This window comes from Mycoplana dimorpha (assembly GCF_003046475.1).
Taxonomy (GTDB): Bacteria; Pseudomonadota; Alphaproteobacteria; order Rhizobiales; family Rhizobiaceae; genus Mycoplana; species Mycoplana dimorpha.
In genome coordinates, this window is record NZ_PZZZ01000008.1 from 41105 (window position 1) to 64082 (window position 22978).

24 protein-coding genes are annotated in these 22978 nt (G+C 65.1%); 10 read left to right on the plus strand and 14 right to left on the minus strand.

All coding sequences use genetic code 11. The features are described 5' to 3' along the window. Positions 1–85: 85 nt before the first annotated feature. Positions 86–958 (plus strand): non-homologous end joining protein Ku, encoded by an 873-nt coding sequence (gene ku, locus C7449_RS17915; protein WP_108004456.1) that lies wholly within the window; start codon positions 86–88, stop codon positions 956–958. A gap of 3 nt (positions 959–961) precedes the next feature. Then, positions 962–3526 (plus strand): DNA ligase D, encoded by a 2565-nt coding sequence (ligD, locus tag C7449_RS17920; protein WP_108004273.1) that lies wholly within the window; start codon positions 962–964, stop codon positions 3524–3526. A 163-nt stretch (positions 3527–3689) separates the two neighbouring features. On the opposite strand, the gene ku (C7449_RS17925) is transcribed toward ligD, so the two are convergent. Beyond that, the gene (gene ku / locus C7449_RS17925) at positions 3690–4496 is read right to left on the minus strand and encodes a non-homologous end joining protein Ku (RefSeq protein WP_108004274.1); all 807 of its coding nucleotides are present in this window, start codon (positions 4494–4496) and stop codon (positions 3690–3692) included. A 230-nt stretch (positions 4497–4726) separates the two neighbouring features. Between ku (C7449_RS17925) and C7449_RS17930 the strand changes: the two genes are divergently transcribed. Genes C7449_RS17930 through C7449_RS17940 form a run of 3 tightly spaced genes read left to right on the plus strand, consistent with a single transcriptional unit; the run spans position 4727 to position 6445 of the window. After that, positions 4727–5101 carry a COG4315 family predicted lipoprotein gene (locus C7449_RS17930; protein ID WP_108004275.1) on the plus strand — a complete coding sequence of 125 codons (375 nt, stop codon included), beginning with the start codon at positions 4727–4729 and terminating at the stop codon, positions 5099–5101. Further along, positions 5085–5657, plus strand: a complete 573-nt coding sequence (locus C7449_RS17935) for an RNA polymerase sigma factor (protein ID WP_108004276.1) — start codon at positions 5085–5087, stop codon at positions 5655–5657. Before C7449_RS17930 ends, C7449_RS17935 begins: the two co-directional genes overlap by 17 nt. Next, positions 5654–6445, plus strand: coding sequence for an anti-sigma factor family protein (locus C7449_RS17940; RefSeq protein ID WP_108004277.1), 792 nt, complete (start codon positions 5654–5656; stop codon positions 6443–6445). Before C7449_RS17935 ends, C7449_RS17940 begins: the two co-directional genes overlap by 4 nt. A 75-nt stretch (positions 6446–6520) precedes the next feature. Here C7449_RS17940 and C7449_RS17945 read toward each other — a convergent pair whose 3' ends face one another. Continuing rightward, a complete protein-coding gene (locus C7449_RS17945; RefSeq protein WP_108004278.1) occupies positions 6521–7114 on the minus strand; it encodes a LysE family translocator in 594 nt (197 codons plus the stop codon). A 132-nt stretch (positions 7115–7246) separates the two neighbouring features. Here C7449_RS17945 and C7449_RS17950 point away from each other — a divergent pair, with 132 nt between their 5' ends. Then, entirely contained in the window at positions 7247–8089 is an 843-nt protein-coding gene (locus C7449_RS17950) for an aldo/keto reductase (protein WP_146165104.1), read from the plus strand. A 21-nt stretch (positions 8090–8110) separates the two neighbouring features. Here C7449_RS17950 and ilvN read toward each other — a convergent pair whose 3' ends face one another. Then, the gene (gene ilvN, locus C7449_RS17955; protein WP_108004280.1) at positions 8111–8683 is read right to left on the minus strand and encodes an acetolactate synthase small subunit; all 573 of its coding nucleotides are present in this window, start codon (positions 8681–8683) and stop codon (positions 8111–8113) included. Positions 8684–8705: 22 nt separating this feature from the next. Next, positions 8706–10484, minus strand: coding sequence for an acetolactate synthase 3 large subunit (locus C7449_RS17960; RefSeq protein WP_108004457.1), 1779 nt, complete (start codon positions 10482–10484; stop codon positions 8706–8708). A gap of 332 nt (positions 10485–10816) precedes the next feature. Between C7449_RS17960 and C7449_RS17965 the strand changes: the two genes are divergently transcribed. Next, complete coding sequence (locus tag C7449_RS17965) at positions 10817–12871, plus strand: ATP-binding protein (protein WP_108004281.1); 2055 nt, start codon at positions 10817–10819, stop codon at positions 12869–12871. A 19-nt stretch (positions 12872–12890) separates the two neighbouring features. Here C7449_RS17965 and miaA read toward each other — a convergent pair whose 3' ends face one another. Further along, entirely contained in the window at positions 12891–13802 is a 912-nt protein-coding gene (gene miaA, locus C7449_RS17970) for a tRNA (adenosine(37)-N6)-dimethylallyltransferase MiaA (RefSeq protein ID WP_108004282.1), read from the minus strand. Here miaA and serB point away from each other — a divergent pair. Together serB and C7449_RS17980 are read left to right on the plus strand one after the other, a co-directional pair. Further along, on the plus strand, positions 13801–14703 hold the full coding sequence (gene serB / locus C7449_RS17975; protein ID WP_108004283.1) for a phosphoserine phosphatase SerB: 903 nt from the start codon (positions 13801–13803) through the stop codon (positions 14701–14703). The two genes, miaA and serB, sit on opposite strands and share 2 nt — an antisense overlap. Further along, positions 14700–15275: a GNAT family N-acetyltransferase gene (locus C7449_RS17980; RefSeq protein ID WP_108004284.1), complete on the plus strand. Its 576-nt coding sequence runs from the start codon at positions 14700–14702 to the stop codon at positions 15273–15275. The genes serB and C7449_RS17980 overlap by 4 nt, the downstream gene beginning before the upstream one ends. Positions 15276–15352: 77 nt before the next feature. Here the strand turns inward: C7449_RS17980 and C7449_RS17985 are convergent, their stop codons facing one another. The 6 genes from C7449_RS17985 to C7449_RS18010 form a co-directional block, all read right to left on the minus strand. After that, positions 15353–16795, minus strand: coding sequence for a DegQ family serine endoprotease (locus tag C7449_RS17985; RefSeq protein ID WP_245414445.1), 1443 nt, complete (start codon positions 16793–16795; stop codon positions 15353–15355). A 266-nt stretch (positions 16796–17061) separates the two neighbouring features. Beyond that, entirely contained in the window at positions 17062–17247 is a 186-nt protein-coding gene (locus tag C7449_RS17990; protein ID WP_108004286.1) for a DUF2065 domain-containing protein, read from the minus strand. Positions 17248–17256: 9 nt separating this feature from the next. Then, positions 17257–18171 carry a protease modulator HflC gene (gene hflC, locus C7449_RS17995; protein ID WP_170115936.1) on the minus strand — a complete coding sequence of 305 codons (915 nt, stop codon included), beginning with the start codon at positions 18169–18171 and terminating at the stop codon, positions 17257–17259. Continuing rightward, entirely contained in the window at positions 18171–19310 is a 1140-nt protein-coding gene (gene hflK / locus C7449_RS18000) for an FtsH protease activity modulator HflK (protein WP_108004288.1), read from the minus strand. Before hflK ends, hflC begins: the two co-directional genes overlap by 1 nt. A 166-nt stretch (positions 19311–19476) precedes the next feature. After that, positions 19477–19989 carry a dihydrofolate reductase gene (locus tag C7449_RS18005; RefSeq protein WP_108004289.1) on the minus strand — a complete coding sequence of 171 codons (513 nt, stop codon included), beginning with the start codon at positions 19987–19989 and terminating at the stop codon, positions 19477–19479. Next, positions 19990–20586, minus strand: coding sequence for a glutathione S-transferase family protein (locus tag C7449_RS18010; protein WP_108004290.1), 597 nt, complete (start codon positions 20584–20586; stop codon positions 19990–19992). A 336-nt stretch (positions 20587–20922) separates the two neighbouring features. On the opposite strand from C7449_RS18010, the gene C7449_RS18015 reads away from it, so the two are divergent. Beyond that, positions 20923–21144, plus strand: a complete 222-nt coding sequence (locus C7449_RS18015; protein ID WP_108004291.1) for a heavy-metal-associated domain-containing protein — start codon at positions 20923–20925, stop codon at positions 21142–21144. Here the strand turns inward: C7449_RS18015 and C7449_RS18020 are convergent. The 3 genes from C7449_RS18020 to C7449_RS18025 form a co-directional block, all read right to left on the minus strand. Then, positions 21141–21476 (minus strand): four-helix bundle copper-binding protein, encoded by a 336-nt coding sequence (locus C7449_RS18020; protein ID WP_108004292.1) that lies wholly within the window; start codon positions 21474–21476, stop codon positions 21141–21143. The genes C7449_RS18015 and C7449_RS18020 overlap by 4 nt on opposite strands. A gap of 600 nt (positions 21477–22076) precedes the next feature. Further along, on the minus strand, positions 22077–22361 hold the full coding sequence (locus C7449_RS21625; RefSeq protein WP_146165105.1) for a hypothetical protein: 285 nt from the start codon (positions 22359–22361) through the stop codon (positions 22077–22079). Between the two features lie 147 nt (positions 22362–22508). Then, positions 22509–22973, minus strand: coding sequence for a YqaA family protein (locus tag C7449_RS18025; RefSeq protein WP_245414439.1), 465 nt, complete (start codon positions 22971–22973; stop codon positions 22509–22511). Positions 22974–22978 lie beyond the last annotated feature (5 nt).

Below are 22978 nucleotides of genomic sequence, written 5' to 3' on the forward strand. Positions count from 1 at the left end.
ATTCCGCGCCCGCCGTGGCATAATCTCCGGAACAATCCTCGGCGGGGCCACGTTGATGGCCGATGCTGTACTCGAGGAATCGCAGATGGCACCGCGCGCGCAATGGAAAGGCTATCTGAAGTTCGGTGAGGTCGTGTGCCCCGTGTCGCTGTTCACGGCTGCCTCGACCTCCGAACGCATAGCCTTTCATACCCTCAACCGTGACACGGGCCACCGCGTCCGCCGCGAATTCGTCGACAGCGCCAGCGGAGAGCCGGTGGCAAAGGAGGATCAGGTCAAGGGCTATGAGATCGGCAAGGACGACTATGTGATCCTGGAGCCGGACGAAGTGGCCGCGGCGGTACCGGAGAGCGACAAGACGCTGGCGATCAGCGCCTTTCTGCCGACCGACCAGATCGACGACCTCTATTTCGACAGACCCTACTATCTCGCCCCGAGCGAGCGGATGGGCGACGAGGCCTTTGCGCTGATCCGCGACGCGATGGCGAAGAAGCACGCCGCGGCGATTGCCCAGACGGTCCTGTTCCGCCGCCTGCGCACGGTGCTGATTCGCCCGCACGACGGCGGCGTGATCGCGACGACGCTCAACTTCGACTACGAGGTCCGCTCCGCCAGGGAGGCCTTCGCCGACGTGCCGGAAATGGAGATCAAGGGCGAGATGCTGGATCTGGCCAAACACATCATCGACACAAAGGCCGGCAAATTCGAGCCCGCCGACTTCCACGACCGCTACGAGGAGGCGGTGGCGGAACTGGTCAAGGCCAAGATCGAGGGCCGCAAGATCGAGCCGAAGAAGGTCCGGAAGCCGGAAAAGGTCACCGATCTGATGGAGGCGCTGCGCCAGAGCGCGGCGCTCGGCGCGCCGTCCAAGCCGCCCTCCAAGGGTGCGGCCAAGGGTTCACCCGCCAAGGCGACGAAGGCGAAGAAGGCAAGTTCACCGCAGCGCAAGGCAGGCTGATCCATGGCACTCGAGACCTACAACCGCAAGCGTGACTTTCACAGGACGCCGGAGCCGAGAGGCCGCAAGGCGAAGGCGAGCGGCAACAGCTTCGTCATCCAGAAGCGCGACGCCCGCCGGCTGCACTATGATTTCCGCCTGGAGATGGACGGCGTGCTGAAAAGCTGGGCGGTCACCCGCGGTCCGAGCCTCGTTCCGGGTGAAAAACGCCTTGCAGTGCACGTCGAGGACCATCCGCTGGAATATGGCGGCTTCGAGGGGACGATCCCCAAGGGGGAATATGGCGGCGGCACCGTCATCGTCTGGGATCGGGGCACCTGGGAGCCCCACGGCGATCCCCATAAGGGCTACAAGAAAGGCCATCTCGAATTCGACCTGCACGGCGAGAAACTCGAGGGCCACTGGCACCTTGTGCGGATGCAGGGCAAACCCGGCGAGAGGCACGAGAACTGGCTGCTGATCAAGGGAGACGACGAATTCGCCCGGCAGGAAGGAGACCCCGACATCCTCGAGGAGCGGCCCGAATCGGTGAAGACCGGCCGCCTCGTCGACGATGTCGCCGGCGAGGAACCGGGCTGGTCTTCGAAGACCGGGAAGATCACCAAGCGCAAGACCGCAAGCAAGACGAAGGACGTCGAGAAAGCGCCGGTCCTGGAGCCCGGCGACCCCTCGCGTGTCGAAGGCGCCGTCAAGGGCAGACTGCCACCCTTCGTCGAGCCCGAACTGGCTACGCTTGCCTCCAAGCCCCCCATGGGCAAGCGCTGGATTCACGAGATCAAGTTCGACGGCTACCGGCTGCAGGCGCGCCTGGAGGCCGGCAAGGTCCGCCTGCTCACCCGAAGCGGACTGGACTGGTCGGCCAAGTTCGGCAAGACGATCGTCGCCGCCTTCCACGACCTTCCGGTCGGCAGCGCCCTGATCGACGGCGAACTCGTCGTCGAGAGCAGTTCGGGCGCCTCGGACTTCTCCGCCCTTCAGGCGGATCTCAGCGAGGGCCGGACGGAGCGGTTCGTCTACTACGCCTTCGACCTCCTGCATCTCGACGGCTATGATCTCACCGCCGTGCCGTTGATGCGACGCAAGGAACTGCTTCGGACCATCATCCCCGCCGAGACCGGCACGCTGCGCTACAGCAGCCATTTCGACGAGGGCGGCGAGGTGCTTCTGAAACACGCATGCAGGCTCGGGCTCGAGGGCATCGTTTCGAAGCTCGCGGAGGACTCCTACCGCTCCGGCCGCAGCAAGGGCTGGATGAAGGCGAAATGCTCTTCCAGCCAGGAGTTCGTCATCGCCGGCTGGGTGCCGTCGACCGTCTCCCGCAAGGCCGTGGGCTCGCTCCTGCTCGGGGTCTACGACAATGGTCGCCTCGAGCACGTCGGGCGCGTCGGCACCGGCTTCAGCAATGCCGTCGCCACCGAGCTCGCGACGCGCCTGGAGCGGCTGAAAGCCGATGGCAGCCCGTTTGCCGACAAGCTGACCGCCGACGAGGCGCGTGGCGCGCGCTATGTGCGCCCCGAACTCGTCGCCGAAGTCGAGTTCCGGGCATGGACGGCAGACGGCCACCTGCGTCACGCCTCGTTTCGCGGCATCCGCGAGGACAAGCCGGCCAGGGAGGTCGTGCATGAGCGGCCCCAAGGCGGCAGGGCCGCGATGGCAACCGCAGCTTCCGAATCCTCCTCGGCGAGGCCGAAGTCAAGCGTGAAGCTGACGCATCCGGACCGTGTCTACTGGCCGCGCGAAGGCGTGACCAAGGGCGGCCTTGCCGATTATTATACCGAGGTATGGCGCTTCATCGAGCCGTTCGTCACCGGCCGGGCGCTGGCGCTGGTGCGCTGCCCGGACGGCATCGACGGCCAGCAGTTCTTCCAGAAGCATGCCTGGAAGGGGCTGAACGAGAACATCGTACTGGTGACCGACCCCCAGGATCCGGACGAGCCGCTGATCAGCATCAAGGATCTCGACGGGCTGCTCGGCCTGGTACAGGCGGCCGTGCTCGAAATTCATCCCTGGGGCTCGACGGTCGACAACTGGGAGAAGCCGGACACCATCATCATGGACCTCGATCCCGGCCCGGGCGTCGGGTGGAGCGACGTCATTGCCGCGGCGGAGGAGACCCGCAATCGGCTCGAGGAGGCGGGGCTGCAGGCCTTCGTCAAGACCTCGGGCGGCAAGGGCCTTCACGTCGTGGCGCCGCTGAAGCCCTCCGCCGAATGGCCCGAGATCAAGGCCTTCACCAAGGGCCTTGCCGACCAGATGGCAGCCGACAGCCCGAGCCGCTACGTGTCGACCATCACCAAGGCGAAACGCGGCGGCAAGATCCTCGTCGACTATCTTCGCAACCAGCGCGGCCAGACGGCGGTGGCGGCCTATTCAACGCGCGCCCGTCCGGGCGCGGCCGTGTCGATGCCGCTTGCCTGGGACGAACTCGATCCGGCCATCGGCCCGGATTACTTCACCGTGCTGAATGCCCCTACCCGCCTGGCGGCGCTGCATGCAGACCCTTGGGCCGATTTCCGGGCGAGCGCGGCACCGCTGGCGGTCAAGCCGCCGCGGCGCGGGCGCGCCTGAGACTTTCCGCGTCGCCCCTTGCAATCGTGGAAGTCGATACCCAGATGGGGTGCGAACAGAATTCGTCTCCGCCTGACCACGGATGTACTGGCAGCGCGTCGAGACGAGAACGGGAAGGTCGGTGCGATTATTCGCCCGGCCTTTTCTTTTCAGCCGCCCGGTTCTACTTCTTCGGCTTGGCTTCGGCCGCGACGCTCTTGCGCAGCGCCTCCATGATGTTGATGACATTTGACCGCGGCGCCTGCGGCTCTTCTGCTTTTTCCTTCGCCGGCTTCTTGCGGCCCTTCTTCTTGGCGGCGATGATTTCGAGCAGCCGTTCCTGCACCGGATCGTCGACCATCGAAGGGTCCCACGTCTTGCTGTGCTCGTCGATGTACCTTTCGGCAAGCGCGGTCAGCGCAGGCTCCACCTCGATCTTCTCCAGACCGCTGAAATACTGATCCTGCTGGCGCACCTCCTCGCCGTAGCGAAGTGTCCACAGGACAATGCCCTTATCCCTCGGCTCGAGCAGAACGGCGCGCTCGCGGCGATACATCACGAGCCGCGATATGCCGACGGTTTCGCTCGCCTTCATGGCATCGCGGATGACGCTGAACGCCTCCTCGCCGACCGGGTCGCTCGGGGTCAGGTAGTGCGGCTTGTCGAACCAGATCCAGTCGACGCTGTCGCGGGCGACGAACGTCTCGATATCGATGGTGCGGGTGCTCTCCAGCGCCACGGCATCCAGTTCCTCGTCTTCCAGCATGACATAGTCGTTCTCGCCGCGCTCGTAGCCCTTCACCTCGTCGTCCTCGTCCAGGGCTTTCCCTGTGACGGCATCGACATAGTGGCTGACCAGCCGGTTCTTCGTGGCGCGGTTGAGGGTGTGGAAGCGGACCTTCTCGTTGTCGCTGGTCGCCGGCGTCATCGCGACGGGGCAAGTGACAAGCGAGAGTTTCAGATAGCCCTTCCAGAACGTACGCGGAGCCATGGCTGCTGCCTCCCTGGCAGAACAGGCGGAACGGTGGCTGTGCACATTTGTTCCTTCAACCGCAGGGTTGAGCACAGGCCGCGCGCATCCGGAAGGCGGCGGAAGCCGGCCCACATCGCGCGCTAACGTCGATCATATGGCTTTTTCGACCGGAGCGGGAATATTATTCGGCCATACGGTGTCTCATGGCTGCACCCGCAACCAATTTACACGACACAGGAACAAGCGCCATGAGAACTCTCTTCCTCGCGATTGCCGCCCTTGCCGTTACCGCGACCGCCGCCTTCGCGGACGCTCCCGTCACGACGGTCAAGACCCAAAAGGGCGAGGTGCTTGCCGGCAAGAACGGCATGACGCTCTACACCTACAAGAACGACAGCAAGGGCACGTCGACCTGCTATGAAGCATGTGCCAGCAACTGGCCGCCCTTCAAGGCGGAAGCAAGTGCGAAAGTCGGAGGCGCCTTTACCGTGATCGACCGCAAGGATGGCACGAAGCAATGGGCGAAGGACGGCATGCCGCTCTACTACTTCGTCAAGGACAAGAAGCAAGGCGACGTCAGCGGTGACGGCGTGAAGGGCGTATGGGATGCCGCGCGGCCCTGACAACGGCACTGGCGAAACCGGTTCGCCGAAAGAGTCGCCGGCCGGCGGCGCGGTCCCGGCCTCGTTCGAGGACGCGCTGCTGGCGCTTGTGCCGGGGCTGCGCCGATATTCCCACAGCCTCGCCCGTAGCGATGCCGACGGCGAGGACCTGCTGCAGGATTGCGTCGAGACCGTGCTGGCCCGCCGGGCCCAGTGGCGCGGCGTAAACCTGCGCAGCTGGGCCTTCACGATCATGACCAACCTTTACCGCAACCGGCACCGCGCCGCCGTCCGCCGGCCGACCACCGTGATCGAGGACGCCCAGGACGTCGCCGTGCCGGACCAGACCGGCGACCCGCTGGAGCGCGCCCGGATCCGCGCGGCGCTCGAAAGCCTGTCACCGGAAAACCGCACGACGCTGATGCTCGTCGTCGTCGAAGGCTACAGCTACCAGGAAACCGCCGACATCCTCGCCATCCCGATCGGCACCGTCATGTCGCGGCTGTCGCGCGCCCGGCATCAGCTGGCCGAACAACTGGCGAAGGACAACATCGTCGCTCTCAGGAGACCGAAATGAGTGAAGCAAGGGGCATTGTGGGCGAGAGCGACCTGCACGCCTATGTCGACGGGCAGCTCGACACGGACCGGCGCGCGGATGTCGAGGCGTGGCTCGACGCCCATCCGCAGGACGCCGAGCGGGTGGCCGGCTGGTCGGTCCAGAATGAACGGCTCCGCGATGCCTTCTCGGCGGATTTCGCGTCGCTTCCCACCGACCACGGTCTGCTGCAGCCGAAGCGCGCGGCGAGCTTGCGCCCGCTGGCGCGCCTCGCCCGCCCGGCAATCGCCACGGCCGCGGCACTGGTCCTCTTCGTTTCGGGCTTCGCCGCCGGGCGCCTCGTTCCGGGCGGCGCTCACCCGCCGGCGATGCCTGCCGTCACGGAACTGGCCAGCGAAGCCCGCACGGCCTTCCTGATATACACCAGCGAGGTCCGCCACCCGGTCGAAGTCGGCGCCGACCAGCAACAGCACCTCGCCGCCTGGCTCGGCAAGCGTCTCGACTATCGCCTGCACCTGCCGGACCTGTCGTCGCTCGGCTATGGCCTCGTAGGCGGACGGCTGGTGCCGGTGGGCGGAAAGCCGGGGGCGCTTCTGATGTATCAGAACCAGGAGGGCCGGCGGCTGACGATGATGATCGGCAGGAACGACGAGCATCGCGAGACCAGCTTCCGCCTCGACACGACCGGCCCGGTGCGGACCTTCTACTGGATCGACGGTCCGATCGGCTACGCCGTTTCCGCCGAGATCCCGGCCGAGCAACTTCGCGCCGTCGCCGACGAGTGCTACCGCCAGATGGAGGCGGCGTGACACCACGCCGCTTCGACGCCTCGGAAAGGCTTTGGAACCTTTCGAGGCGCGCGGTGCGGCGGGCGCCGGCAGGCCTCAGCGCAGCATCGGCCAGAGGCTGGCCACCAGCAGCAGCGCCATCGTCACGTTGAACGCCCGAAGCCGCGCCGGCACCGACAGCCACTCGCGCAGCACCGACCCGAAGCCTGCCCAAGTCGACACGCTCGGGACGTTGACGACAGCAAATGCCACGCCCACGAGCAGCACGCTTGCCGCATAGTTGGTCGGCTCCGTGTAGGTCGCCATGGCGGAGACCGCCATTACCCAGGCTTTCGGATTGACCCATTGGAAGGCGGCGGCCTCCAGGAAGGTCATCGGCCGGCCGCCGGCGCTGCGCTCGCTGAGCCCGGCCGACGTCGCGATCTTCCAGGCGATCCACACGAGGTAGGCGCCGCCCAGGAATTTCAGGGCGGTGTAGAGCAGCGGCACGGCCTGGAGGATCGCCCCGAGCCCGAAGCCGACCGCGAGCAACAGCGTCAGGAACCCCGCCCCGATGCCGATCATGTGCGGGACGGTGCGCACGAAGCCGAAATTCACCCCTGAGGCAAACAGCATCATGTTGTTCGGGCCGGGTGTAATGGAGGTGGTAAAGGCGAAGACGACGAGAGCGAGGAAGATTTCGATCGGCAAGGCGCGCTCCAGGCGGAATGTTTCTGGCTGTATAGCCCTCTTGATAGGGTCTGCGCATGGAAGCACCAGACAAAACTTGTCATACTGCCATTCCTTGATGTGATGGATGGCGCGACAGACGAGGAGATTTTCATGGATCCCATGCCGCAAGCAGCCTTTCCCGACGGGCGCCGCGTCGCAGCACTCGGCCAGGGTACCTGGCACATGGGCGAAAGCCGGTCTTCGGCCGCAGAGGAGGTCCGTGCCCTCCGCGCAGGCCTCGACCTCGGCATGACGCTGATCGATACGGCCGAGATGTATGCCGACGGCGGCGCCGAACTGGTGGTTGGCGAGGCCGTGCGCGGCCGCCGCGACGAGGTGTTCCTGGTCAGCAAGGTCCTGCCTTCCAACAGCAGCCGCAAGGGTACGATCGCCGCCTGCGAGGCCAGCCTGAAACGACTCGGCACCGACCGGATCGATCTCTACCTGCTTCACTGGCGCGGACGGTTCGCGCTCGGCGAAACCGTCGCCGCCTTCGAAGAACTCAAGGCGGCGGGCAAGATCGGCGCCTGGGGCGTGTCGAACTTCGACGTCGACGATATGGAGGAGTTGATGACCGTGCCCGGCGGCGAGAACGTCGCCGCGAACCAGGTGCTCTACAACCTCGCCCGCCGTGGCATCGAATTCGACCTGCTGCCGTGGAGCGCCCGCCGCGGCATTCCGACGATGGCCTATTCGCCGCTCGACGAGGGCCGGCTGCTGCGCCATCCGGTACTAGGCGAGATCGCCGCCGCCCACGGCGCCTCCCCGGCTCAGGTCGCCCTCGCCTTCGTTCTGTCGCGCGACAACGTCATCGCCATTCCGAAGTCGGGATCGGCGGCGCGGGTCGAAGAAAACCGCAAGACGGCCGATCTCAAGCTGACGGCTGACGATAAGGCTGCGCTCGACGCCGCGTTTCCGCCGCCCGGCCGCCGGCGGCCGCTGGAAATGATTTAGGGCCGTTTCCGGCCCTAAATCCTACATCCCCTGCGGGCCGCGGTTCATCGCGGCGATGCCGGTTCGGCAGACCTCGATGAGGCCGAGCGGCTTCATGATGGCGATGAACTGGTCGATCTTCGACACCTTGCCCGTGATCTCGAAGACGAAGTGCTCGGTATTGGCGTCAATGACAGAAGCCCGGAAGGCATCGGCGAGGCGCAGCGCCTCGACCCGGTGGTCGCCGGTGCCGGAGACCTTCACCAGCGCCAGCTCCCGCTCCAGCGGCCGCTCGTGGCCAAGATCCCGGGCCCGCACGGTCAAGTCGACGACCCGGTGCACCGGCACGATGCGCTCGAGCTGCGCCTTGATCTGTTCCAGCACGTGCGGGGTGCCGCGCGTGACGATGGTGATGCGCGAGAGATGGGCCTGGTGCTCGGTCTCCGACACCGTCAGGCTCTCGATGTTGTAGCCGCGGCCGGAGAACAGGCCGATAACCCGGGCAAGCACTCCCGGTTCGTTGTCGACCAGCACCGAAAGCGTGTGGCTTTCCGAAACCTGCGTCTCGGCGGCGATGAAATAGGCCGAACCGGTCGGCTGAAGATGTGCGCTCATGATCGGTGTTCCTGCCTTTTCATCAAACCAGCTGTCGGCCCTTGGCGTCGATAGCATTCGCCACCGCCTCGTCGGTCGCCTCGTCCGGCAACAGCATTTCGTTGTGCGCCTTGCCCGAGGGGATCATCGGGAAGCAGTTGGCGAGGTTGGCGACCCGGCAGTCGAAGATCACCGGCTTCTTCACCGAGATCATCTCCTGGATCGCCCCGTCCAGATCGCCGGGCTTCTCGCAACGCAGGCCGACCGCGCCATAGGCCTCCGCGAGCTTGACGAAGTCCGGCATCGCCTCGGTGTAGGAGTGCGACAGGCGGTTGCCGTGCAGCAACTGCTGCCACTGGCGCACCATGCCCATGTACTGGTTGTTGAGGATGAAGATCTTGATCGGCGCCTCGTACTGGACCGCCGCCGACATCTCCTGGATGCACATCTGGATCGAGGCATCGCCGGCGATGTCGATGACGAGCGCATCCGGATGGGCGATCTGCACGCCGAACGCCGCCGGCAGGCCGTAGCCCATAGTGCCGAGGCCGCCGGAGGTCATCCACCGGTTCGGCTGTTCGAAACCGAAGAACTGCGCCGCCCACATCTGGTGCTGGCCGACCTCGGTGGTGATGTAGGTGTCGCGGTCCTTGGTCAGCTCGTAAAGCCGCTGGATCGCGTATTGCGGCATGATGACATCGTCGCTCGGCTTGTACGCCAGCGAATTGCGCGCGCGCCACTTGGCGATCGAGGCCCACCAATCGGAGAGATGTTCCTTGCCGGCGGTTTGCGCACCGGCGCGCCACAGCCGCACCATGTCCTCCAGGACGCGGCCGACGTCGCCCAGGATCGGCACGTCGACGCGGACATTCTTGTTGATCGACGACGGGTCGATGTCGATGTGGATCTTCTTGGAATTGGGCGAAAATGCATTCAGGCGGCCGGTAATGCGGTCGTCGAAGCGGGCGCCGATGCAGACCATGACGTCGCAGTCGTGCATCGCCATGTTGGCCTCGTAGGTGCCGTGCATGCCGAGCATGCCGAGCCAGCTCTTGCCCGAGGCCGGATAGGCGCCGAGCCCCATCAGGGTGGAGGTGATCGGAAAGCCGGTGAGGTCGACGAGCTCGCGCAGCAGCTGTGCGGCTTCCGGCCCGGAATTGATGACGCCGCCGCCGGAATAGATGATGGGCCGCCTGGCGCCTTGCATCAGCGCCACGGCTTCGCGAATCCGGTCGAGATCGCCCTGCACCTTCGGCTGATAGTTGTGCTTCGCCGGGACCATTGCCGGCGGCACATAGGTGCCGGTGGCAAACTGGATGTCCTTCGGGATGTCGACGACGACCGGGCCCGGACGGCCGCTCTTGGCGACCCGGAACGCTTCGTGGATGATGCCGGCCAGCTGGTTGACGTCCTTGACCAGCCAGTTGTGCTTGGTGCAGGGGCGCGTGATGCCGACGGTGTCGCATTCCTGGAAGGCGTCGGAGCCGATGAGGCTGGTCGGGACCTGGCCGGTGATGCAGACGAGCGGGATCGAATCCATCAGGGCGTCCTGCAACGGCGTGACGGCATTGGTGGCGCCCGGCCCGGAGGTTACCAGCATGACGCCGACCTTGCCGGTGGAGCGCGCATAGCCTTCGGCAGCGTGCCCGGCACCCTGTTCGTGGCGCACGAGGATGTGCTGGATCTCGTCCTGCTGGAAGATCTCATCGTAGATCGGCAGGACCGCACCGCCGGGATAGCCGAAGATGTGCTCGACGCCGTTGTCCTTCAGGGCCTGGAGGACGATTTCGGCGCCCGTCATCTGGTTCTCAGTTGCACTCATCGGAATGTTTCCGTCCATTTTACCGTTGCAAAGTGTGATTAGCGAAATCGGGGGCATAAAAAAAGGCCCCTTTCGGAGCCTGCTTACCGCGCATGGGTGCTTTCGCCCGGTGGTTACACCACCTTGCCCATGCGCCGTCCCACCACGAGAATCTTCGTACCGTTCAAAATCATGGGACGGATTGATAAACACTCTTGTCAGGGGCGTCAACTTCCTTTGCCGTCCGACATGAGCCGCAACCCAGGATAGTTGCCACTCTTTGAGGGCCCGTCAGGCAACCCATTGTTAAGCGGGCACTGTTATTCTCCGCCAAATGGCAAGGAGTGTCAGTGTTGCGCAACACCGATTTTCAGCGTTCGATCGTCGCCGGCGAGCAGGACAGACGGGATGACGACACGCCTGGGAACAGGCTGCTCGGCCGGGTCGTGGCCTGCAGCGGGGCGCGCGCGACGATCAGCGCCGTGGCCGAAGCCGGCCAGACGGCCCTCACCGAACTGTGGTCCGTCGGCCGCCTGATCTCCATCTCCGTCGGGGGAAACCGGATCGTGGCGCTCGTCTACGCCATGGCAACGGACGCGCAGGCCTGGGCCGAGAACGGCGATACGGTGTTCCGCGTCGAAGTCGAGCTCCTCGGTGAAGTGCACCTGGACGCCGATGGCCGGGAGACATTCTCATCCGGCATTTCCCGCTACCCCTATCTCGGCGCCATCGCCCATCGCATTCGTGCCTCGGATCTCGCGAGGGTCTACGACACCGGCCTGAACGACGTCGCCGTGATCGGCAAGCTGGCGCAGGACGAGACGCTCGACGCGACGATCCATGTGCCCTCGATGCTCGCCAAGCACTTCGCCGTGGTCGGTACCACCGGCGTCGGCAAATCGACGGCGGTGACGCTGCTGCTGCACAAGGCGATCCAGGCCGATCCGAAGCTGCGCGTCCTCATCCTCGACCCGCATAACGAGTTCGCCGCGGCCTTCCCCGACCACTCGGTCGTGATCGAAACCGACACGCTCGACCTGCCCTTCTGGCTGTTCCGGCTCGAGGAGTTCGCCGAGGTGATCTTCCGCGGCCGCCCGCCGGTGCCCGAAGAGATGGACGTGCTGCGCGACCTGATCCCGGAGGCGAAGAAGGCGTTTCGCGGCTCCGGCGACTCCGGCCTGATGCGCCGCAGCCAGGAGAAGAGCTCGATCACCGCCGACACGCCGGTGCCGTTCCGCATCGCCGACCTGATGGCGCTGATCGACGAGCGCATCGGCCGGCTCGAGGGACGCAGCGAGAAGCCGCACCTGCGCTCGCTCAAGGTCAAGATCATGTCGGCGATCAACGACCCGCGCTACCATTTCATGTTCTCGTCGAACACGATCACCGACACGATCCTCGACACGGTGGCGCGCATCTTCCGCCTTCCGGGCGACGGCAGGCCGATCACCACCTTCCAGTTGGCGGGCATCCCCTCGGAGGTCGTCAACTCGGTGGCATCGGTGCTGTGCCGCATGGCGTTCGAAATCGGGCTCTGGAGCAATGGCGGCGTTCACATGCTCGTCGTCTGCGAGGAGGCCCACCGCTACGTGCCGGCCGATCAGACCCTGGGATTCCTGCCGACCCGCCAGGCAATCGCCCGAATTGCCAAGGAGGGCCGGAAATACGGTGTTTCGCTCGGCATCGTCACGCAGCGCCCCGGCGAACTGGATCCGACCATCCTGTCGCAATGCTCGACGGTCTTTGCTATGCGCCTTGCCAACGACGCCGACCAGGACATCATCCGCTCCGCGATCCCGAACTCCTCGTCGTCAACGACCAGTTTCATCTCGTCGATCGGCAACGGCGAGGCGATCGCCTTCGGCGAGGCCGTGGCGGTGCCGATGCGGATGAAGTTCTCCCGCGTCCAGGAAAATCGCCTGCCGCGCGCCAGTGGCGCAGGCGTCAAGGCCAGCGACACCACGCCCGACACCATCGACCTGCGGTCGATCGTGGCGCGCATGCGCTCGGTCTCCGGTCCGGACATTTCGGCGTTTCAAAACACCTATCTCGCGGCCGAAACTGTAGCCGACCCCGGCCGCGGCAATGCCAGTTTCGCGGACGAACCCCATCAAAGCGTGGAGGGTCACGCCGATACGGGCTCCGCGACGCCCCCGGTGCACGGGGTGTCGGAGCCATCCGCCCCGTCGCAAATCGAGCCCTACCGCCCCGAGATGCTGCCCCGCGCCCCGTCGCCGCTCTCAGCGCAGGACCGTTTCGCAGCGCTGCGGCGTGAGCTCGGCGGTGACCACCCGCAAGAGCCGGCCGCTCAAGCACGACCCGCCTTCGGCGACGACGAGCCTCGTCGCGACGGCTCGATCCGCGACCAGCTCTTGAAGAAGCCGCTGAGCAGCCTCCTGCGCAAGTGAGCCAGCCCAGGGGATCTTGTCAGGTGCCGACGTCGGATCCGTCGGTCCTGATCCAGCTTTCGTCCATCTGGTTGCGGAACCAGGTCATCTGACGCTTGGCATATTGCCGCGTGGCGGCGGCGGCGCGCGCGATCACCTCGGCCTCGCTCATCCGCCCGGCCAGGAATTCGGCGATCTGCGGCACGCCGATCGCCTTCATCACCGGCAGTTCCGGCGGCAGGCCCAGCGCCAGTAGCGCTCGCACCTCCTCCACCGCCCCGGTCGTCATCATCCTGGCAAAACGCTGGTCGATCCGCTGGTGCAGGATGCTGCGCTCCGGCAGCACGACCAGCTTCAGCGCCCGCGCCGGATCGACGACGGCAGGCCCGGAGGCGGCCTGGAACTCCCGGATCGAGCGGCCGCTCACCGCGTGCACCTCCAGCGCCCGCAGGATGCGCTGCCCGTCGGACGGCAGGATTGCGCCGGCGGAAAGCGGGTCGCGCCGCATGAGTTCGGCATGAAGGGATGCGGGCCCTTCCGCCGCCAGCCTCTGCCGCAGCGCGTCGCGGAGATCGGCGGGGATCGAAGGCATGTCGGAGAGCCCACCGGTCAGCGCCTTGAAATAGAGACCGGTGCCGCCGACGAGCACCGGCAGTTTGCCCCTGTCCCGCAGCTCTGCGATCACCTCAGTCGCCTGCCGCAACCATGCGCCGGTCGAGTAGGCCTCGCCGGCCGGCACGTGACCGTAGAGCCGGTGCTCGATCCCGCCGGTCTCGCCGGCCTGCGGGCGGGCGGTCAGCACGCTCAGCGTGTCGTAGACCTGCATGCTGTCGGCATTGACCACGACGCCATTACGCGCCTGCGCCAGGCGCACGGCCAGCGCGGACTTGCCGCTGGCGGTCGGCCCGGTTATCAGGATGGCGTCCAGTTCACCTGCAGGAATTCTCATCATGGCTCTCGTTGCCACGCTCATCGCCAATCCGTCAAATCCGATTCTGACGCCAACGATCGGCGAAAGGGCGGCAGAGGCCGTAAACGCCTCGGGCCTCTACTGGCTCGCCGACGGCATTGCCTGTGACATCGCGCTCCGCGACGGCACGGACACGGCGACGGCCCGGCGGGCATTGTCGGCGGCCACGGGCGATGCCGCGATCGATCTCGTCATCCAGGACGCCGAGACCCGCCGCAAGAAACTGCTGATCGCCGACATGGATTCGACGATGATCGGCCAGGAGTGCATCGACGAGCTTGCCGCCGAAGTCGGCCTGAAGGATCGCGTCTCCGAGATCACGGCGCGGGCGATGAACGGTGAGATCGCCTTCGAGCCGGCGCTGCGCGAGCGCGTCGCCCTGCTCAAGGGTCTGCCGGTCTCGGTGATCGGCGAGGTCATCGAGAAGCGCATCACCCTGACGCCCGGCGGGCCGGAACTGATCGCCACGATGAAGGCGAAAGGGCACTACACCGCGCTCGTGTCCGGCGGGTTCACCGTCTTCACCGGCCCGATCGCCGCCCGCCTCGGCTTTGACGAGAACCGTGCCAACGTCCTTCTCGAGCAGGATGGCAGGCTCACCGGCGAAGTTGCCGAGCCGATCCTCGGCAAGCAGGCCAAGGTCGACGCGCTGGCCGAAATCGCCGCACGTCTCGGCATTTTAACCGAAGAAGCGATCGCCGTCGGCGACGGTGCCAACGATCTTGGCATGCTGTACCTGTCCGGCGCGGGCGTGGCGCTGCACGCCAAGCCGGTGGTGGCGGCCGAGGCACAGATGCGCATCGATCACGGCGATCTCACGGCGCTGCTCTATATCCAGGGCTACCGCAAGTCAGACTTCATCGTGCCGGACCATCAGGGATGATCGGCGACATCATCAGGCAGACGGAGCGCCTGACCGTCCGCAACTGGATCGAGGCCGATCGCGACCTGTTCCACGAAATCAACTCCGACCCGGAGGTGATGGCCTATTTCCCTTTCCGCCGCAACCGGGCACAGGCGGACGAACTGTTCGACCGCATCCGCGGCACGATCAACGAGACGGGGCTCGGCTTCTTTGCCCTGGCGCTGCGACAGAATAATCAGGCGATCGGCTTCTGCGGGCTGGCGCACACCGATCTGGAGCCGTTGTTGCCGAAGGGAAGCGCGGAGATCGGCTGGCGCCTGGCTCGACCGTTCTGGGGCAAGGGCTACGTGACCGAAGCGGCTTCAGCGCTGCTGGCTTACGGATTCGACCAGCGCGGCCTCGAGGAGATCGTTTCCTTCGCGGTTAGTGAAAACAGCCGCTCGACGGCCGTCATGAAACGCATCGGCATGCGACCGGATCCAGCCCGCGACTTCGACCACCCGCGCGTACCCGAAAGCCACCCGCATCTCCGGCGCCACGTGCTCTACGCGGTCACCGCCGCACAATGGCGGCAGCGCTCGCCGATCTGAAACCGCCGAAGGGGAAAGACCCCGCTCTGACCGGCTTCTCAGCTATCGCGCACAGATTTCTGACGCGGGCTACGACCCTATTCGATGCGGACCGTGACGAACCGCAGGGCACCGGTCTTGTCGGCAAGCATCAGCAGGGCGTTGCGGCGGTCCTGCGATTTCAGCGTGGCGATGCGCTTGGCGACATCATCGGGGCTCGACACGGCCTCCTGGCCGATCTCGACGATGATGTCACCCGCCTGGATGCGCCGCTCGGCAGCCGCGGAACTCGGCTCGACGGCAGTGACGACGACACCTTTCACCGACTCGGCGACGCCCAAGTCCTTGCGCGTCGCCGCATCGAGCGCCCCGAGCGTCATGCCGAGCACGACGGGTGCCTTGTTCTCGGCCTTCTGCTCCGGAGCCTTGTCGTCCTTTGGCGGGCTTGTCTCCGCTCCCGTCTGCGCGAGCTTCTCCCCGTCCTCCAGACGGCCGAGTGTCACCTTGACGGTGATCTCCTTGCCCTCGCGGATGACGACGACATCGACGGCCTGCCCGACCGGGCTCTCGGCGACGACGCGCGGCAGGTCGCGCATCTCGTGCACGTCCTTGCCGGCGAAGCGGATGATCACGTCGCCGGTCTTGATGACGCCGTTGTCGACCGGACCGCCCTTGATCACGCCTGCCACGAGGGCGCCCTTCGCGTCCTTCATGCCGAGGCTCTCGGCAATGTCGTCCGTCACCGGCTGGATGCGCACGCCGAGCCAGCCGCGCCGGGTCTCGCCGAACTCCTTCAACTGCTGGATCACGTTTGCCGCAAGTTCGGTCGGCACCGAAAAGCCGATGCCGATCGAGCCACCGGAGGGCGAGATGATGGCGGTGTTGATGCCGATAACCTCGCCCTTCATGTTGAACAGCGGGCCGCCGGAATTGCCACGGTTGATCGCCGCGTCGGTCTGGATGAAGTTGTCGTATGGGCCGGCATTGATGTTGCGCCCACGCGCCGAGATGATCCCGACCGTCACCGAGCCGCCGAGACCGAACGGATTCCCAATCGCCATGACCCAGTCGCCGATCCGCATTTTCGTCGAGTCGCCCAAGGGAACGGCGACCAGCGGTGCCGTCGGATCGACCTTGAGGAGCGCCAGATCGGTTTTGTTGTCGATGCCCATCAGCTTGGCCTTCAGCTTCGAGCCATTGGCGAAGTTGACCTCGATGTCGTCGGCGCCCTCGATCACGTGGTTGTTGGTGACGATGAAGCCGGCCGGATCGATCACGAAGCCCGAACCGAGCGAATTGACGGTGCGCGGCCCGCCCTCGCCTTGCTGGCCCTTGAAGAACTCGTCGAAAAAGTCCTGGAACGGCGATCCCTCCGGTATTTCCGGCGCCGGCGTCTGGTCGTCGGGCTTGACGTTCTGCGAGGTCGAGATGTTCACGACCGCGTCGAGCAGCTTTTCGGCTAGGTCGGCGACCGACTGCGGCCCCTGGGGTACTTTCAGCGGTACGACCGCCTGGGCCCGAGGCTGCGGCTGGACCTGCATCTGTGCCTGTGCCCGTGCGGCAACAGGTGCGAGCCCGGTGACTGCGGCAAGCAGCAGCGCCGTTCCCAGTGTGCCGATTTGTGGTGACCTGGTGCTCGATGCCATCTGCTCTGTCCTTGTCAAAAGCCTGCAACCCATCTTCGCCAAGGATACGGCGGAATTGGGGATGCGGGACGGGGCGGATGCCCCGCACGCGCCCCAATCTACTGTCGTCCCTTTAGCCGTCTGCCGCAAGCGAAGTCGGCGCCGCGGCAACTTTTGGATTGCTATCCGCGGATCATCCAGACGAGTCCAACGCCGAGCGCGAGCGAGACGACGCCGAAAACCCGAAGCTGCGAATCTGCAACCGCCGGCAGCATGGCCGCCATGCGCTTCAAAGATGCAGGGGCCAGTGCGTACACCAGCCCCTCGATCACGAGAAAGAACGCGATCCCCGTCAGGAAATCCGCCATGTGCCGGACCTAGTCCGCCGGCACGGGCGCCGGGGCTGCCGGTGGCTGGCCGCCCATCGCCCCGAAGTAGCGGAAGAACTCGGAATCCGGCGACAGAACCAGTGTGGTGTCGGTCACGCCCAGGCTCTGGCGATAGGCCTCCATCGAACGGTAGAACGCGAAGAAGGACGGGTCCTTCTGGAACGCCTCGCCGAACACGCGGTTGCGCTCGGCGTCGCCCTGACCGCGCACGATCTCCGATTCCCGGCGCGCCTCGGCGATGATCTCGACGACCTGGCGATCGGCGATCGCGCGCCGCGCCTGTCCCTGCTCGTTGCCTCGGGCACGGATGAGTTCTGCCTCGGCGAGACGCTCCGCCTTCATGCGCTCGAAGGTCTGCTGCGAGACTTCCTGCGTCAGGTCCGTGCGGCGGATGCGGACGTCGGTGATCTTCAGCCCGAGGTTCTCCGCGTCGCCCGAAAGTTCGTTGCGGACCTCGCGCATCATCGAGGCGCGTTCCTCCGACAGCGCCGCCTCGAAGCCGCGCAGACCGTAGACCCGGCGCAGCGCCGAATCGAGGCGGGTGCGCAGCCGCGCCTCGGCAGCGTCGCGGTCGGCGGAGATCGCCTGGCGGAAGCGCCGGGCATCGTTGATGTGGTAGACCACGAAAGCGTCGACCTCGTAGAACTTGCCCCCGGACACCTGGACGCGGATGTTGTCGAGATCGAAGCGCAGCGCCTGGTCAGAGACGTACTGGACACTGTCGGCGTCCATGAAGCCGAACGGCAGCTTGAAATAGATGCCGGGCTCCGTCTTGACGGACTGGATTTCGCCGAACCGGACGACGATCGCCTGTTGGCGCGCGTTGACCACGAAGACCGACGAATAGGCGAGGAACAGAACGACGGCGAGGCCGACGAGGATGGCTGGCAAGCGGTTGCTCATCACTGCGTGCCTCCCGCCTGCGGCTGTTGCTGGCGCTGCAGCGGCGGCGTCGAGGACGACGACTGCTTGCCGAGTTCGTTGAGCGGCAGGAAGGGCACGACGCCCTGGCTGCCCTGCTGCTTCTGGTCGATGACGACCGTCTTGGAGCCCTTCAGGACACCCTCCATGGTTTCCAGGAACATGCGCTGGCGGGTCACGTCCGGCGCAAGCTTGTACTGTTCGTAGATCGAGATGAAACGCTGCGCTTCACCCTCGGCCTCGTTGACCACGCGGTTCTTGTAGGCGGCCGCTTCTTCGCGGATCTGCGCGGCCTGACCGCGGGCGAGACCGAGCTTCTGGTTCGAGTACTGGTTCGCCTCTTCGACGTAACGGTCCTCATCCTGCTCGGCGCGCTGCACCTCGTCGAACGCATCGGCGACCTCACGCGGCGGCGCCGCGTCCTCAATCGCGACCGTGTTGACCGAAATGCCGGCCCCGTAGGAATCCATCGTCGCCTGGATGGTCGTCTTCACCGCCTCGGCGATCGCCTGGCGGTTGTCGCGGAAGATGTCCTGCGCCGGCCGGCGGCCGACCACCTCGCGCATCGCGCTCTCGGAGACCTGCTGCAGGGTTGCGGACGGATTTTCAAGATTGAAGAGGTAGGCGCGCGGATCGGTTACCGAGTAGAGCACCGAGAACTGCACGTTGACGATGTTCTGGTCGCCCGAGAGCATCAGGCCGCTGTCCTCGGCGTTCACGGAAGCGCCCTTGCGGCCGATGTTCTGCTGCTGCTCGGTGATGGTGACCAGTTCGACCCTTTCCAGCGGCCAGAAATGGAAGTGCAGGCCCGGCATGGAGATCTCGTCCTTGGGCTTGCCGAAGCGCAACTCGACGCCGCGCTCATCCGGCTGGACGGTGTAGATCGAGTTCATCAACCAGAACACGCCGATCAGCAGCGCCGCGATGACGAAGATGCCGCCGTTGAAGCCGCCGGGAACCACGTTCTTCAGCTGGTCCTGCCCGCGCCGAATGATCTCCTCGAGATCCGGCGGGCCGCCACTGCCGCGGGGCCGGTTCGGCCCCTGCCCCCAGGGACCTCCCTGATTGTTGCCGCCGCCGCCCCAAGGGCCGCCGCCGCCGTTCTGATTGCTCCAGGGCATCAATACCTCTTTCTCTGGTCACTCCCGGGTCACGCGTCAGGTCACCCAGCGTCACATGAATGTGAACCCCGTTATATGTATCCCCCATGGCCCTTTCAACGGAGCCGCCTCAACTTCCGGACAAATGCGGCAAAATAGTTCGTGAACAGGGCGTTAGGCTCAATCATCACTTCCGAACGTAGGTGATCAGACGCATCGCGTGGCTGTCCTTTTCGCCCTGCGGAATTTCCTCCTCGTGGACGACCTTGAAAATGGCGGGATCGAGCGTCGGGAACCGGGTGTCGCCATCGACCTCCGCCTGCACCTCCGTCAGGTGCACCACGTCGGCGCTGCCGATCGTCTGGCGGTAGATGTCGCCGCCGCCGATGACGCAGATCTCGTCCACCTCCAGCGCCCGCGCCTCGGCGCGCGCCCGCTCCAGCGCCTCCTCCAGCGAGCTTGTGACGATCGTGCCCTCAGGGCGAAATCCGGCATCGCGCGTCACCACAATGTTCGGCCGTCCCGGCAAGGGCCGCCCGATCGACTGGTAGGTACGCCGGCCCATGACCACCGGCCGGCCGATCGTCAACTGCTTGAAGCGCTTCAGATCGGAGGGCAGCCGCCACGGCAGGTCGCCCTCGCGGCCGATCACCCCGTTCAGCGCAACGGCCACGACAAGCACGATCTTCGGTTCACGCATTTACTTTCCTTCCGCCTTTTCCTTTATCTGCGCCCGCGCCAGTGCCGGCCGCGCCGCCATCCGCCCGATGTAGCCGTCGACGGCGGCACTTTCCGGCAATAGCGTCCGCAACCACATCAGCGAACTGGACAGGATGATATCGACCGAGCTCGGCCGCTCGTCGACGAGATACGGCTGCCTTTCCAGGGTCGCAATCACATGATCGCACATCGCCTTGTGAAGGCGGGCGGCTTCCGCGTTGGCGGCGGTCCAGCCATTCATGTGGCTGATGGCGGCCGGCTCGATGACGCCGGCGTAATAGGCGAGCCAGGAAAGATAAGCCCCGCGCGCCGCGGTTCCGACATCGCGACCCATCTCGCATCCGGGAAACAGATCCGTCAGGTACAGCGCGATCGCCGTCGATTCGGTGACGACCGAGCCGTCGTGGATCAGCGCCGGCACCTGACCGTGCGGATGCGGGTTGCCCGGATCAGGCGCACCCGAGCCGTCGCGGCGGCGGATGCTCACGGGCCGGATGGCATAGTCGGTGCCAAGTTCCTCGAGCAGCCATAGGATGCGAAACGAACGCGATTGCGTCGCATGTACGAGCGTCAGCATTGTCTTCCTCCCGTGTCAGCCGATCGCCACGCGGGCAATCTGTGCTCAATGTCAGTATGCGCACCAGCGGGCCAAGCGGCGGCAGCGTGTGGCGCGTGAAAAGATCGACGTCGTTCAGGGGTACCATTATCATCGAAAGGGGCGAATGGCAGCATCAACCCGCCCCCTCCACCAGCAGAATGTCGCCTCGAAACCGTAGTTACGCCAGGACGCGGAGCGCCGGTCGGGGCTCATGCTTGCAAGAACGAATTTTTTGGCTGGTGTTCCGTCCGGCTATTGACCTTGCCACGGTGGGAAGCCCCACATTCGTGGCATCACATCAGACGGGAGCTTCCGATGCAGCAACTCACCATATCCGACATGACCTGCAGCCACTGTGTGTGGGCGGTCGAAAAGGCCGTCAAGGCGGTCGACCCGAATGCGAAGGTTGCCGTGAACCTCGAGACTGGCTCGGCTGAGATCGAATCCACGATCGGCACCGAGGCGCTGATCGCGGCAATAGCCGACGCCGGCTATAAGGCGTCGGCTGAGAAGTCCTGCTGCGGCGGCGCTGCCTAGGCCGCCATCTTTCGGCAGCTTTCAGCACAGCGGCGGCAGGCATCGACGCAATTCTGCATGCCCCCGATGCGCTCGCAGTCCTGAGCGCACTCGGTGCAGATCTCCGCGCATTCACCGCATAGGTGCCGGTGATGCTCGGAACCGATGAGCATGAAGTGCGCCGACGTCCGGCAGATTTCCGCGCAGGCGATCATCAGCGTGAAATGCCGAGGCTCCGTATGCTCGCCGCCAGCCTGCAGGCAGTGGTGCATCGCGGTTGCCAGGCACTCCCGATAGCAGGCCAGGCATTCGTCGATGCAGATCTTCATTTGCGCCGATTGTGGATCGTTCATCCGGAAATCCCCTGCAAGGCCGGAGGATCACCCGTCATCAGTGGTGATGCGAGCCACCATTGTGGTGGTCGTTGTTGTTGGATGACTTGGAATGAGGGACGGTCTCCGGGGTGGTAACGTTGGCGGGTGAACCGCCGGTGCAGATGTCTCTCAGGTAGGTGAACGGCCCTTTGCCACACAATGTCTGAGCTGAAGCCGGAGCTGTAATGGCGAAACAGACACTCGCCAGAAGTGCAATGCTGAGCTTACGCATGGTCAGTCCTCTTGGTTGAAGGACCTCCATCAGGACGCCGCGCCGGGGCTGCGATGCGAACCAGAGGCTGGCCTGGATACCGCCAAGCTCAGCGTAGTCGGGCAGTCGGGGCGCGGACCTCCATCAAGGAGGTCCGCTACATGGATGATAATAACACACTCCACGACATTTGTTTCCGCCCCGCCGTTCTGGCAGCTAAAAAACTTAAATCGGTTTGCGTGTGCGGGTGCCATCAACGGTCGTCTGTGTCACCAGCCTGGCCTGTCAGGCTGGCTCGCCAGGTTCGTTGGCACTCGGAGCCGCCGACTGTTGCATCGACGCCCTCGCCTTCCTCAACGGCTAGCGGGTCACCCCGTCACTGGCATCTTGGCGCCGTTTTGGTGCTTGTCACCATTGCGGTTGCTTTTATTGTGATTGTTTTGGCCGGAGTTGGATGACTTGGACGAATTGGACGACTTGGATGACTTGGAATGCTGGGCGGTCTCCGGGGTGGTAACGTTTGCGGCTGAACCGCCGGTGCAGAGGTTTCTCAAGTAGGTGAATGGCCCATTGCCACACAACGTCTGAGCTGAAGCCGGAGCGGTGATGGCAAAACAGACACTCGCCAGAACTGCAACAGTGAATCTTTGCATGGCCTTGTCCTCTTTCAGATAAAGGAGTTCCAGAATCCGCGGACTGTAGTGGGGCCGTGCCTTGCGTGCCAACTCAACGGTTAGTCTATCACGAAGGTCCGCCGCACGCGTGGAAACCTGCCGCTGGGACGATTGTTCCGTTCTGGATTACAACAAACCGATGACGGCCTGCGACCCCAGCGTTGCGGCCGCAAGCGCGAGATACCGGCCCGTCTTTGCAACCGCCACCAGCAGCAGGAACGACCAGAGCGGCTCGCGAAGCGTTCCGGCGAGAACCGTCAGCGCGTCGCCGAAAATCGGCATCCAGGAGAAGAGCAGCGACCAGCGCCCGTAACGCCGGTACCATTTGCCAGCCCGCTCCAGCGAACTGGCATTGGCCGGAAACCAGGGGCGGTCGCGGAATCGTTCGATGCAGCGCCCCAGCCCCCAGTTGCAGACCGCCCCCAGCACATTGCCGGCGCTGGCGACGAGGAGCAGCCCGGCCAGAGAGAACTCTCCGGACAGGATGAGGCCGACGAGTATGGTCTCGGACTGCAGCGGCAGCACGGTCGCAGCACCGAACGAGACGATGAACAGCCCCAGGTAGGCACTCAAGCCCATCGCAGCGATCATCGGGC